Below are 13,000 nucleotides of genomic sequence, written 5' to 3'. Positions count from 1 at the left end.
ACCTAAAGGCAATCGCGTGAGGGGGCACCTGTCCTCAAGGGTGGGTCTCGATTGAGTGGCGGTTGTTAGCTGCATACCGGAGGAGACGGGCCGGAGGCGTGCGCACCGGCCCGTGCACCTAAGGGCAATCGTGTGGGTCGGGCATCGCTGTAGGGGTGTGAAATACGTTCATTGGCGAAAACGGCCAGAAAAGCCCAGCTTTACATATAATCTTGACAAACCCTGTAACTCAAATTACACTTTAGCTATCTACACACTCACATTCCCCTTTATATTGCGCAAATGTTAGGAGTTATCAGTGACAAGTGAGAATCAGCGTCTTCCCTCCCTGTTCAATCTGATCAGAGATACCCTCACGCCGGATACTCAACCATTTATGGCCAGTAAAGCGACGCTGGTCGATCTTAGTCACACCCTCGAGGATTGTATTCTGCGCAATCAATTACCTGCGGTGATCTTTACCGGTTTCCAGGAAAGCAGTCACTGGCGTAAAGAGACCCAACGCTACCTGGAATTGGCGAATATCGCTAGCACGATCTGTATTTTCGCCGGTGGTAAACCCCCGGTTCCAGAGGAGCGTCATATCGCAGTCACTCTTGCTGCCGATGATCCGTTGCGTCAAGAGTGGTTTCTGCTCGTGTTGACCGAATGGTTTTGTGCGGTGTTGTGTGGCCTCGACAACCAGATTCCAGTCGAAAATGAAGCCGATCGTAGCTTTGCTACCCTGCTTACCTTTCAACCCGAGGTTGTCTCGAACGTGCTCGATGCACTCATTCCGGTTGTTGAACGTTATCGGCCTGATCGGGCGGCTGAATTGGCGCATGCTCGCACCCAATTTCCCCCTCGTGCTCCGATAGGACCGTACCTTACTCAAATCGTCTCCGAGATAGTCTCCCACATGCAGCGACGTTACGACCAACAACGGCAATTGGTCGCTGAAGTACAGGCTCTTGCCGAACGTCAGGGTGCGCTCGAAGAGACCATCGCTCAGCTCGGAGCACCGGTTGTCCCACTGTTTGAAGGTGTGTTGTTGCTTCCGCTCATTGGGAGCATCGACTCTCGCCGTTCCCAATACATTATGGAACATCTGTTATCGGGTATTGCCGAACACATGGCCGACGTGGTTATTATCGATATTACCGGTGTGCCAATGGTTGATACGGCGGTAGCCAATCATCTGCTACAGACGGTTCGCGCTGCACGGTTGCTGGGTGCGCAAATTATTATTACCGGTATTCGGGCCGCTATTGCGCAAACAATGATTGGACTTGGTATCGATCTCGGTGACGTTCGTAGTCGGGGGACGCTGCGCGAAGGCATTATTACTGCACTTGAGATACTTGGTATGGAGATACGTCCACGGCGTTAACCGACCTGCCTGATTACAACAAGAGGTGTCCGTCCTCTCAGGGAGTACGTCGGCGATTGCTTGTAATAGTACGGCATATCTCGGATTTCCCCCTGTGATGTCAACTGTACTACAATTTGGCATCTCTACAACAAAACAAGAGGACAACGCTGTAAAGGTTTTTGAAGGTTTCATCCGACCTAGCGCAAGATTCGCGTGGAAGGCAGTGCATGTTGTAGACGCGGTTGACCTTCACTTTAGCCATCCTTTCCACTCCTGATTTCTCACACACTTAGCTGAACGCGCAGGTCAGGCGCCATCGTCAGCGAACGGGTGATATTCGTCGGTGTTGATCCATCGTTGAACAAGCCGACAACGCCGAAAAGCTCTGCATTGCTGTCGCTCGCGATCGCAAGAGGTACCGTCTCTGGTATAATCGCTCTAAATGTATTTGTTATACCGACGTTTACACAAACTATGCATGTAGACAGGAGCGATCATGTCAGCCAGGATGGAATATCGCTTTGCCCGTCGGCTTGCTTCGCTTGAGGCTTCGGCTACGGCGGCAATGACAGCGCGTGTTGCCCAAATGCGGGCGGCCGGCATTAAGGTGATCTCGTTTAGTGTTGGTGAACCAGACTTCGACACCCCCGAGCCGATCAAGCAGGCTGCAATTGCCGGTATTCATGCCAACCATACGCACTATACGCCTACCGGTGGTACGATTGAGTTGCGTAAGGCGATTGCTGCCCGTGTTAGTGCCGATCAAGGGCTGAGCTACGGAATTGGTCAGGTGACGGTGACGACCGGTGCGAAAGAGGCCCTCTACCTTGCGTTTCAGGCGCTCTGCGATGAGGGTGATGAAGCGGTTATTCCTGCACCATACTGGGTAAGTTATGTGGAACAGGCGAAGCTGGCCGGTGCGACCCCCGTGACGCCTCAGACAACTGAACAGACCGGTTTTAAGCTGACTCCTGATCAATTGCGTGCCAGCTTGAGCGAACGAACGCGGATTGTGGTACTCAATTCGCCTTCAAATCCGACCGGTGCGGTGTACAGCGCCGAAGAGCTGGCTGCATTGGCGGCAGTGTTGCGCGATCATCCGGCGATTATCATTACCGATGAGATTTATGATGCGATTTCGTATGTGCCTTACGCACGTCTGTTACGTATAGCCCCTGATCTCGCCGAACGCACGTTGGTCGTTAATGGTGCAGCCAAAGCGTATGCAATGACCGGCTGGCGTGTTGGCTATGTTGCCGGTCCACAACCGATTATCGAGGCGATCAAGGCAATTCAGAGTCACACTAGTACCCACACCTCTAGCATCTCGCAAGATGCAGCCCTGGCCGCCTACACGCCCAATCCGGCTATCGAAGCTACGGTTGCCGCAATGACGGCTGAGTTCCGGCGGCGTCGCGATCTGATCCTCAGTCTCCTGGCTGACATTCCCGGTATTACCTGCACGGTTCCCGATGGTGCGTTCTACGTTTTCCCCAACGTGAGTGCGCTGCTCAACCGACCACTGCGCAACGGGAAGGTCTGCACTACCAGCGACGAGCTGAATCTCTATCTGCTCGAAGAGGCGCATATTGCCTGTGTGGCCGGTGAAGCCTTTGGTGCGCCCGGTTATCTACGCTTGTCGTATGCGACTGGCAGTGATGAGATTCGAGTTGGTATGCAGCGATTCCGCGATGCCGTACTCGGCGGCGATCGTGCCTGATGGCAACAGATGGGCGGCTCGGCCAACCGGAGCCGCCCTTGCGAACTGTTATGACCATTGATCATCACGCTGATCATACCCTTCCTGACCCGGCTATGCTCGCCGGTCGACGCATTATCGTGGTTGGTGACATTACACTCGACGAATATCTGTACGGTCGAGCGACCCGGCTTTCCCGCGAGGCGCCGGTTCCAGTGCTCGAATTTCTGCGCCGTGAGACGATTCTTGGTGGAGCTGCCAATCCGGCACGTAACATCGTTGCCCTCGGCTCGCAGGCCAGTTTAGTGGCGATTGTTGGCGATGATGCAGAAGGAGAGCATTTGCGCACCCTGCTGCGGGCGGCTGGGGTTGATGATCGAGGGGTGATTACGCTGCCTCAGCGGACTACGACTCGTAAAACTCGTATTCTAGCCGATGCTGCGCCACGCTTACCCCAACAGATCGCTCGGCTCGATTACCTCGACCGGCGTCCTTTATCATCAGATTCCGAAGCGCTGATTATCGCAGCGTTGGCCGATCACCTGCCTGATGCCGATGCCGTTATCTGTTCCGATTATCAGCTCGGTTTGCTTACCCCGCGCGTCGTAGAGGCAATTCGTACTCTGTGTCAGCAGCATGGTGTTCTGTTTGCCGTTGACGCGCAGGGGAATTCACATTATTACCATCACGCCGACCTCTTTCGCTGTAACGATGCCGAAGCTGCTGCGGCATTAGGCACATCACTGACAGATGAAGGAGCGCTGGCAGTCGGGGTGATTCGTCTCTACCAAGAACTGGCTGCCCGGCTGGTTATTGTGACGCGGGGGCCAGCAGGATTAGTGCTTGTCGGCGATGATGAGCCATGTCAACACATCCCTGCCTACCACGTGAGCGAAGTCTTTGATACGACCGGTGCCGGTGATACCTTCATTGCAGTTGCAACGCTGGCGCTTGCTGCCGGTTGTCGCGGTCGTACTGCGGCGGCGCTGGCTAATATTGCGGCGGCGCTGGTAGTGCGCCGTTTGGGGAATGCGGTTGTCACGCCCGAAGAGTTGCGTGCTGCCATTATGACCGATAATCGTTCTGGTATTCCGCGGTAGGTGTGGGAAGGTTCCTTTTCGGGTTCGGGGTAAAGTGAGAGGAAAGGAAGCGTTCTCATCCCGAGCCGATCTTACGCGGATGCCTGTAACGCTGGCATGCTTTGGCCATCTTGCCGATAATGTCTGGCGCTGAGCAGGCTGGTGTTCTCCCCCGCGCTCCTCGCGAGCGAGGGCCTGGGGGATGAATATAGAGTACTGATACGTCAGACGATGGCTTCTGGCTATGCCCTGCAAAGAGCAGGATAGCGAATCATATGCCCCCGCACGGAATAGGGATCGCTGAAGCACGAGGTGACGTTCGTTGGTTTCGCTCTGCTGTTGAACCGTTCGGTTATTGAACGCAACCCGAAGCTGAGAACGCCGAAAAGCCCCCGCTCTTAGTTAATCGTATTGAGTCGTTTAAATGCGCTGATCGCCTCGTCTTCAGTTTGATAAATCTCGGCGTACTGAGCAAGACCTACCATGCGAAAGATTTTTTGGAAGTGCGGCGATAACCCGCTCACTGCTAAACGCTGCCCGTTCTGATTAACTTCTGTCACGATGCCGATCAGGATGGCAATACCGGCGCTGTTGATATAATCGTTTTGGCGAAAATTGAAAAGAATGTAGCGAGCACCTTTGTCTGTTACCTGGCGATACGCATTATTGATCTTCTCTTCAGCAAATGTCGTCACATCACCTATTAAATCAATGACGGCGACGCCATCACGGTGGCGGATGTTCACAGTTAACTCGTCTTCCAACATGGAGCGCTCCTTATTTAGCAAGTCTTTCAGTAAGCTCAGGACGTATGGATCCCTGAACGAGGATCACGATAAAAGACGAGACGGATACAAGTTCCGAACGTTGGGTCAGCGGCGATGCTCACTTCATCTGATAGCGCGACGATCAACTTAAGACCTAGGCCACGGCGTGAAGGGTAGGGCATTGAGCACCATTCTACCGGTTTTCCGGGCAATGTCGGTGGCAATTCTCCTTCATCACAAACTGCAATAACCAGCGATTGCTCGTCAACAGTACAGCAGACCCGAACTCTGCGATGCGGATCGGAGCCGTTACCATGTTCAATCGCGTTTGTACATGCCTCGCACAATACCGTCTTGACATCTTCGATTCGGTCAGGTGGTAGCCCATACCGTTGCGCGAAAGAGGCCACCGCATCACGCACAACAACTTCGTAGCCAAGAACGCTGGGAATGATAAGCTGCATAGCTGCCTGGCCTATGGTTTGATAACCGGTGGTCGTTCAAGATGTACAACCATCCGAACCTGATTGCCACTACCTGGGGCAAAAGAAAACTCGACTTCGTCCATTAATTCACGGATCAGCCATATTCCCCATCCCCCTTTATCTGCCCGCTGAAACGCATCGGTAATGCGTGGTTGCAAGAAAGTTTGAGCTGGATCGAGTACCTTTCGTCCTTGATCGGCTACACTAATGATGAGTTCATCGGTTCGTATTGTCAGGACGACCACTACCTTCATTGCCGCGTCGGCCTGATTGCCGTGTTCGATGGCATTGGTTACTGCCTCACCGATGGCCGTGCGTAACGCATCGATTCGCTCAGGGGTGAAGCCCATGCGCCTTGCCAGTGAAGCCGCAGTATCCATCGCAATTCGCTCGTACCCCAACCGACTCGGCAGGCGCATTTCGATGATCTGTTCTGTCGCGCCATCTGCCTCGCTCATGCTTTCCATCCTGTTTGATGGATGAATGCCGATAATATCAAAGCCATAGCTGTATGATAGCATAGGCTCAGGTACATATGTTACCAGTTTCCTGTCCGGTTGTGCAAGTTCAGGTAATCAGGGCTAGGGCTTTTCAGAGTTCTCAGACCATGATCAAACACCTAGGCTTTTGATGAGGCTCGACATGGCAACGCTAAAATGGTGCGAGGAACGCTGGCGGGCAACGCATACGGCTCCATGCCGGTTGCAGTGCCGGTGCTGCGGAGTACGGTTGGCGGCCCTCACCTTCCCCTCGGCCCCCTTCCGCTCCGCCACGAGGAGAGGAAGGGGGAAGGTGAGGTGGTTGGAGTGAAAGCACATTGACCTCCCCAAGGGGGTGACCGCAGACGTTAGTCGGAACGGGTATCTGCGCGCTCTGCACGTGCTGCGCACAGGCTGGGCAGCCGTCGCTTCTGCTCTCCCTCCTTTACCCTCTCACCTCAGCGCTGCTGGGCAGGGTGAAAATGTTGAAAAACCGAAAGCCAGGCAGTGTGCAGCGTCGCTGCACCCCTCCTATCCGCTCATCTACAGCGGAATATTGCCATGTTTCCGTGCTGGCAGGCTCTGGCGTTTCGTGCGGGCCAGGCGCAGGGCACGGATCAGAGCGGGTCGTGTTTCGCGTGGCTCGATCACAGCATCAATGTATCCACGTTCGGCGGCTACATACGGGTTCGCAAAGCGATTTTGATAGTCTTCGACCAGTTCAGCCAGGCGGGTTGTCGGATCATCGGCCTCGGCCAGCTCTTTGCGGAAGATGATCCGGACTGCCGCATCAACCCCCATTACAGCGATTTCAGCGGTGGGCCAGGCGAAGTTAAAATCAGCTCGAATATGTTTACTTGCCATCACGTCGTAGGCACCACCATACGCCTTGCGGGTAATGACTGTTAATTTCGGCACGGTTGCTTCACAATAGGCGTAGAGGAGCTTTGCGCCATGGCGAATGATACCACCGTATTCTTGCTGCGTCCCTGGTAAGAAGCCTGGTACATCAACAAATGTAATCAGGGGAATATTAAACGCATCACAGAAACGCACAAAGCGGGCCGCTTTCACCGAACTGTCGATGTCGAGGGTTCCTGCCATTTGTAACGGTTGGTTCCCAACAACCCCCACGACATGACCATCAAGACGGGCAAAACCGATCACAATGTTTTGCGCCCAGGCCGGTTGCACCTCGAAGAAGAACCCATCATCAACGACCGACTCGATAACTTTGATCATATCGTAGGCTTTGCGTGGATTGTCGGGGATAATACTCTGAAGGTCTTCGTCCATCCGCTCCGGATCGTCAGTTGGCGGCTGGTAGGGCGGGTCTTCCATGTTGTTAGAGGGTAGGAAGGAAAGCAGAGTCCGTAACTGATCGAAACATTCATCTTCACTATCAGCCGCGAAATGGGCTACCCCGCTACGGGTATTGTGGGTCATTGCCCCACCCAATTCTTCAAAGCCAACTTCTTCTCCGGTGACCGTCTTGATAACATCCGGCCCGGTGATAAACATTTGACTAATATTTTTGACCATAAAGATAAAATCGGTCATGGCCGGTGAATAGACAGCACCGCCGGCACATGGGCCAGCGATAATCGAGAGTTGGGGGATCACGCCGCTGCTAAGCACATTCCGGTAGAATATCTCAGCATACCCGCCAAGGCTGACCACACCTTCCTGGATGCGCGCACCACCGCTATCATTAATCCCGATGCACGGGACACCCATTCGTAAAGCCAGGTCCATCACTTTGCAGATTTTTTCGGCGAAGACTTCACCCAGTGAACCACCGAAGACGGTAAAATCCTGCGCAAAGATACAGACGGGTCGGCCATCAATAGTGCCATGACCGGTGATCACCCCATCGCCGAGTGGTTTGCGCCGATCCATACCGAACGCCGTAGTACGATGCACGGCAAACGCATCCAGTTCAACAAACGAGCCGGGATCGAGGAGACGATCAATGCGTTCACGGGCGGTTAATTTTCCCCGCTCGTGTTGACGAGCGATTGCCACCGGGTCTTGATTGCGCGCTCGTTCACGTCGTTCACGGAGGGCGGCGATCTTCTCTGCTGTCGTTTGAGCCATAGCATTCCTCACTTCTACTGTCGGTAATGACGATCAACATCAGGTTCAGATGTCTTAACCGCGATAGCGAATCATTCTTTCCTGCCAGAGTACGGTAAACAGAAACAGCGGTACTGCATCGATGATCCGTCGCCAGCGCGTTGGTTGCATTACCAGGCGGAATACCCATTCCAATCCGAGCTGGCGTATGAAACGTGGTGCACGCGGTACCTTACCGGCCAGGTAATCGAATGTCCCGCCGACACCGATAGCGAGCGGGACCTGTAAGAAAGGCTGGTTGCGGGCAATCCATAGTTCCTGGCGCGGATGCCCATACGCTACCAGCAGAATGTGGGGATGCGCCAGCGCAATTATCTGGCGTTGCTGTTCATCGTGTTCTGGTGCAGGTGAGCCTGAGTAACAACCGGCGATACACAATGTCGGCCAGCGTTTCACTAAAGCGGCTGCGGCTGCCTCGGCTACGCCCGGCGCCGCACCCAGCAGAAAGATGCGATACCCTCGCATAGCCGCCAGTTGTGCCAGACCTAGTGTCAACTCTACGCCTGTCACCCGCCCACGCAATGGTGTACCCAGCCAGCGTGCAGCAAGCAGTATACCAAACCCGTCTGGCGTGTTCAGATCGGCAGCCTGCAAGACTGCCCGAAAGGATGGATTACGCCGGGCCTCCATAATGAACTCAGGATTAACCGTGCAGATCTGATGCCATGCACCGTCGTTGATCATGGCATCTGCCCGCTCTAGCGCCTCTTGCTCGGTGATGTCATCAATAGGTATACCCAGTATCTTGATCCGGTTCTTTTCCATCACCAACACCTGTACCTGCTCTGACCGATGTTGCTGCTTTCCATCATACCGCATTCGGCTACAAAGGCAGGTAGCAGCAGGTTTGCGTCATCACAAATCGAATCCACCTGACACGTCGTACATGCATGTATAATGTTGCTCATACCAGTAGCTATTCGTATCAGGAATAACCACATGAATGCAGAACTTCTACTCATTATCTTCATGCTCGTTCTCTGTCTTCTCTCGCTAGTTACTACTGGTCTGATCGCATTTAGTTTTGTTCAGAGTATCAATCATTTTCGGGAAGTAATGGTCAATGGAATACCAACGACTGCCAATGTTGTACGTAAATATGCGCGCAATCGGATTGTGTTTGAATACCGGGACATAACAGGTCGTCTGCACCGTAAAGATCGGATCGTCCTTCGCTCAGAATATCATCGCTTTCAGCCAGGAGATAGCATCGACGTTGTGTATTCAGCACAGCGACCACATATTGTCTTTTTCAAAGAATTGATTGATAGATCACGAGCCGCACAGCAGGCAGGTGAGCAGTCTAATCTTGACTCGTCTAAACAGTGAGTGGTGATTTGCACGCTTTCTTTCAATCTTGCGCTGTTTGTGTGTAGAGGTTGGTAAACAACGTATCGCTTTAGCACGCCGTTGAAGAGTTCACAACGGTTACCTATCACTCATAGCATCCGGTACTCGGCCGGTACGCGCATATTCTTGCACCGCCAGATATATTGCGCGAGGTGTTCCATCGGGGTCAACAAAGTTCCAGGCGTCAGGATACGAGCGGGTTAGAAATGGGGTACTAAATTGCCAGAGCACCGTTGCCTCTAGCCAGGGGTAGTGCCGTGATTGCTCGTAAGTGGCGATTGTCCACCGCAGACGGTCGGCAGGTCGCACGGCCCCAATCCAGCGCGGGTGGTCGTTGTATCCGCCTTCGGTGATGATGATACGCTTGTCACTCCCACCCAGCCGGTCGAGCAGCTCGCGAACCAGCTCGATACGTCGGAAATTGACGCGATCATGCGTCGGTTCGGCGTCAGGCGGTTCGCGACCGCCGTAGGCATGGACTGCCCACATATCGAAGAAGGGGAATGCTCCGGCATCAGCAAGCGAAGCCAGAAATTGCATGTCGTCCATGCGCAGCGCACCACCGTCAAGGCTAGGACCAGGAGAGAGTGCACCCGCGATGACAATGGTCTGGGGCGCTACCGCTTTAATCGCCGGGTATGTCTGCTTAAGTAGGTCGGTATACGCACCAGGGTCAGGTGGGCGTTCACCCCACTCGAAACGTAAATTTGGCTCGTTCCAGATCACAATATGACGCACACCAAGCGGCGCATAGCGCTCGGCAAAAGCAGCAGCAAAATGGGCAAAATCGGCAAAGTGTTCGCGGTCAAGGTAACGGTCGGTTGTGTCAGGCGGACGCGCCCAGGCTGGCACAATGTCGAGGCGGGCTACGACATTGAGACCTTGTGCTCTGGCGTGGGCGATCACCATATCGGCGCCCGTCCAGTCAAAACCGTAGCGTGAGCGAGGTTGAATGTAGGCCCAGGGAAAGAGTTCGACAATCCAGGATGCACCCATTTCGTTAACCTGGGCAAGAGTACGATGAATGTACGATTCGTCGCCAATGCCGGTGAGCCGGGTGTGTACACCGATCAGGGGATTGGTGGTTGTAACCGAACGGGGCGGCGGCAGATTGAGTGGACGGGGCAACCGGGGGACAAAGAATTGCCCGCTCATAATCAATAAGAGTAAGAGCGCAAGCGCAGTATGTCGTACCATAAACTTGTTTGTAGGGTAAGAGCATGGTGTTGCTGATCATTTTGATTGTATCACATTCTATCGGTTAACGAGTATTTGCGTATCTGAACACAGGGCTTTTCACAGCTTTCAGATACCGTTCACCTGGGAGTGCGGGCCTGCGGCCCGCGTTCTATAGTGGATGGCCGAAACCTGCCCCGACTAATGCGGTGCAGGCATAATCGGCAGAACGCTGGGAACGACGCCACAGACAGTCAGTCGTTAGCACGGGAACATGCAGGCCGCCTCTCCCTTCTTGTGCAAGAACTGTTCATTTGCCTTGCGCAGAGCTGCTAACCGTGCTATAACCATATAGGTTGTTCATTTTTGCACATTGAATACTGGGAAGACAGCACTATGCGGATCGTGATAGCAGGAGCCGGTCCAGCCGGCATGGTGGTTGCTCGCACAATGGTCGAACGCGGGCACGACGTTATTGTGTTAGAAAAGCGTGATGTGCCAGGTGGGAAAGTATCGGCGTGGCAGGATGCCGATGGCGATTGGATCGAGAGTGGCCTCCATGTCTTTTTTGGCGCTTACCACAACCTTCTGGCCTTTCTAGATCGGTACGGTCTTGGTGATACCTTCAACTGGAAGCCCGCCGAGATGATCTTCGTTTCCGAACGCCACGGGTTGGCGCCCATTCGGTTTGTCCCCTGGCTGCCGACACCCTTTAACGGGCTGGCCGGCGTATTGGCCTTCAAGCCATTGTCATTGGGTGACAAGCTGCGGATGGGGCTTGGGTTGCTACGGGTGATCTTTGGTGACCAGAAGTATGTCGATGAGCAAGATCACGAAACCTACGCCGCCTGGCATCTGCGCCATGGAATGGGGCAGCGTTCGCTTGATGAAGTAATGCACACGATGGCCCTAGCACTCAACTTCCAGCGTGCCGATCGGGTTTCGGCAAAGTTACCGCTCACCGCAATGCTGCACTTTGCCCACGAGAAGGAAGCGCCGCGGATGGCGTTGGTAAAGGGTTCACCCGATACCAACATCTGGCGCCCGCTCATTGCTCAGATTGAACGGCTGGGCGGTCGCGTAGAGTTGAACGCACGCGTAGTGGCAATTGAATACGATCAGGAAACCAATCAGGTGACCGGCTTTCGGCTGGCGGATGGACGTTTAGTAACTGGCGATGTGTATGTGTCGGCGATGCCGGTCCATAATCTGCGCAAGGTGATTCCACCTGCGTTGCGTGAACTGCCTTACTTTGCGAATCTGAGCCATCTAAAAGGTTCACCGGTTATTACGATGCAGCTCTTCTTTGATCGCCGGATTGCTGGGGTTGACAATCTTCTCTTCAGTGCCGGAACCCATCTGAGTGTTTATGCCGATATGGCGATGGTTGCCCCAGAGTACCACAAAGGTGAACGGAGTATTATGCAGTTTGTGGTTGCGCCGGCAGCCGAGCTGATCAATCTGCCCGACGATGAATTGGTGCAGTTTGTGATGAGTGAATTTGTTCGCCTCCATCCGAATGCGCGCGAAGCGAAATTGCTGAAGCACACGATTGTACGCATCCCTAATTCAGTGTACCAGGCGTTGCCGGGAGTCGATCAATATCGCCCCGATCAGGCAACACCGGTACGCAACTTCTTCCTGGCCGGTGATTACACTCGTCAGCATTTTCTGGCCTCTATCGAGGGGGCAGTGATTAGTGCTAATCGCTGTGTCGAGCGGATCACTGAAGCTCAGGCCCGTGGCGATCTCGTTTTGCAGCCGTATTTTGTGGCAGCAGCCGATTGAGACATCCCGTATACTGATGGTAGCGACGCTAACCATCTCTCTCTGCCAGAGAGATGGTTAGGGAAAAGAAGTATCTAGTCATTTGCTGAAGGGCTACCATGCTCGCTATCGATTCACTGTTGAATGAGCATTACCGGATTACGGTTGCACTCGCTGCGTATCCTGATGCCGAGTTATACCGAGCCATTGATCAGCGTTTTTCTCTGCGAGTGCTGATTAGTGCGTTGCCGCAACCTGATCGGACTGCACTTGAGGATGTTTTACGTCTGGCCCGTGAATTGGCGCAAATCCAGATGCCGGGATTTCTGGCGCTGCGCGACTATTTTGTGATTGACCAGGTGTGCTACCTGGTTGCCGACGATCCTGGCGGTACAGATTTGGAACGCTTCGCCCGTGAGCGGGGATCACCGCTCCCTGAGAGCGAGACGCTGGCAATTGTAGAACGCTTACTTCTCGTTGTTGAGCGTTTGCATCAGCATCAACCACCGCTCTTGCTAGGTGATCTGCGAACGTGTGACCTCTGGTCTTCACCAGAGGGTAGTCTGAATCTGGCGCCGTTTACCTGTGTACGCCACATTGGCACTGAAGTAACACCCTACCGAGCACCTGAGCTGTACGATCATTCGGTGGAACCGAGTCAGGTGAGTGATATTTACGCAATTGGTGCAGTACTCTATCACCTGCTCACCG

Annotated in this window: 11 protein-coding genes and 1 pseudogene; 6 read left to right on the top strand and 6 right to left on the bottom strand. The window is 53.9% G+C overall.

Annotation, left to right across the window (positions count from 1 at the left end):
- Window positions 1-298: 298 nt before the first annotated feature.
- The 3 genes from JE47_RS0116990 (at window position 299) to JE47_RS0116980 (ending at window position 4,150) form a co-directional block, all read left to right on the top strand.
- Window positions 299-1,369: a DICT sensory domain-containing protein gene (locus JE47_RS0116990; RefSeq protein ID WP_031460903.1), complete on the top strand. Its 1,071-nt coding sequence runs from the start codon at window positions 299-301 to the stop codon at window positions 1,367-1,369.
- A gap of 478 nt (window positions 1,370-1,847) precedes the next feature.
- Complete coding sequence (locus tag JE47_RS0116985; protein WP_031460902.1) at window positions 1,848-3,071, top strand: pyridoxal phosphate-dependent aminotransferase; 1,224 nt, start codon at window positions 1,848-1,850, stop codon at window positions 3,069-3,071.
- Entirely contained in the window at window positions 3,071-4,150 is a 1,080-nt protein-coding gene (locus tag JE47_RS0116980) for a bifunctional ADP-heptose synthase (protein ID WP_236631277.1), read from the top strand. The genes JE47_RS0116985 and JE47_RS0116980 overlap by 1 nt, the downstream gene beginning before the upstream one ends.
- A 377-nt stretch (window positions 4,151-4,527) precedes the next feature.
- Here the strand turns inward: JE47_RS0116980 and JE47_RS0116975 are convergent, their stop codons facing one another.
- From JE47_RS0116975 to JE47_RS0116955, 5 genes are all read right to left on the bottom strand, one after another.
- Window positions 4,528-4,896: an STAS domain-containing protein gene (locus JE47_RS0116975; RefSeq protein WP_031460900.1), complete on the bottom strand. Its 369-nt coding sequence runs from the start codon at window positions 4,894-4,896 to the stop codon at window positions 4,528-4,530.
- A gap of 35 nt (window positions 4,897-4,931) precedes the next feature.
- Window positions 4,932-5,360 carry an ATP-binding protein gene (locus tag JE47_RS0116970; RefSeq protein ID WP_031460899.1) on the bottom strand — a complete coding sequence of 143 codons (429 nt, stop codon included), beginning with the start codon at window positions 5,358-5,360 and terminating at the stop codon, window positions 4,932-4,934.
- An 11-nt stretch (window positions 5,361-5,371) separates the two neighbouring features.
- The gene (locus JE47_RS0116965; RefSeq protein ID WP_031460898.1) at window positions 5,372-5,839 is read right to left on the bottom strand and encodes an ATP-binding protein; all 468 of its coding nucleotides are present in this window, start codon (window positions 5,837-5,839) and stop codon (window positions 5,372-5,374) included.
- A gap of 564 nt (window positions 5,840-6,403) precedes the next feature.
- Complete coding sequence (locus JE47_RS0116960) at window positions 6,404-7,957, bottom strand: acyl-CoA carboxylase subunit beta (protein ID WP_031460897.1); 1,554 nt, start codon at window positions 7,955-7,957, stop codon at window positions 6,404-6,406.
- A 54-nt stretch (window positions 7,958-8,011) separates the two neighbouring features.
- Window positions 8,012-8,761 carry a WecB/TagA/CpsF family glycosyltransferase gene (locus tag JE47_RS0116955; RefSeq protein ID WP_031460896.1) on the bottom strand — a complete coding sequence of 250 codons (750 nt, stop codon included), beginning with the start codon at window positions 8,759-8,761 and terminating at the stop codon, window positions 8,012-8,014.
- A 174-nt stretch (window positions 8,762-8,935) separates the two neighbouring features.
- Here JE47_RS0116955 and JE47_RS0116950 point away from each other — a divergent pair, with 174 nt between their 5' ends.
- On the top strand, window positions 8,936-9,325 hold the full coding sequence (locus JE47_RS0116950) for a hypothetical protein (RefSeq protein ID WP_035419791.1): 390 nt from the start codon (window positions 8,936-8,938) through the stop codon (window positions 9,323-9,325).
- A 99-nt stretch (window positions 9,326-9,424) separates the two neighbouring features.
- On the opposite strand, the gene JE47_RS0116945 is transcribed toward JE47_RS0116950, so the two are convergent.
- Complete coding sequence (locus JE47_RS0116945; protein ID WP_031460894.1) at window positions 9,425-10,543, bottom strand: hypothetical protein; 1,119 nt, start codon at window positions 10,541-10,543, stop codon at window positions 9,425-9,427.
- Window positions 10,544-10,918: 375 nt separating this feature from the next.
- Between JE47_RS0116945 and JE47_RS0116940 the strand changes: the two genes are divergently transcribed.
- Together JE47_RS0116940 and JE47_RS0116935 are read left to right on the top strand one after the other, a co-directional pair.
- On the top strand, window positions 10,919-12,310 hold the full coding sequence (locus JE47_RS0116940) for an FAD-dependent oxidoreductase (protein WP_031460893.1): 1,392 nt from the start codon (window positions 10,919-10,921) through the stop codon (window positions 12,308-12,310).
- A gap of 98 nt (window positions 12,311-12,408) precedes the next feature.
- A pseudogene (locus tag JE47_RS0116935) lies at window positions 12,409-13,000 on the top strand (protein kinase domain-containing protein); the annotation flags it as partial.

This window comes from Chloroflexus sp. MS-G, from assembly GCF_000735195.1.
Taxonomy (GTDB): Bacteria; Chloroflexota; Chloroflexia; order Chloroflexales; family Chloroflexaceae; genus Chloroflexus.
This window is presented reverse-complemented; position numbering and strand designations above follow the sequence as displayed.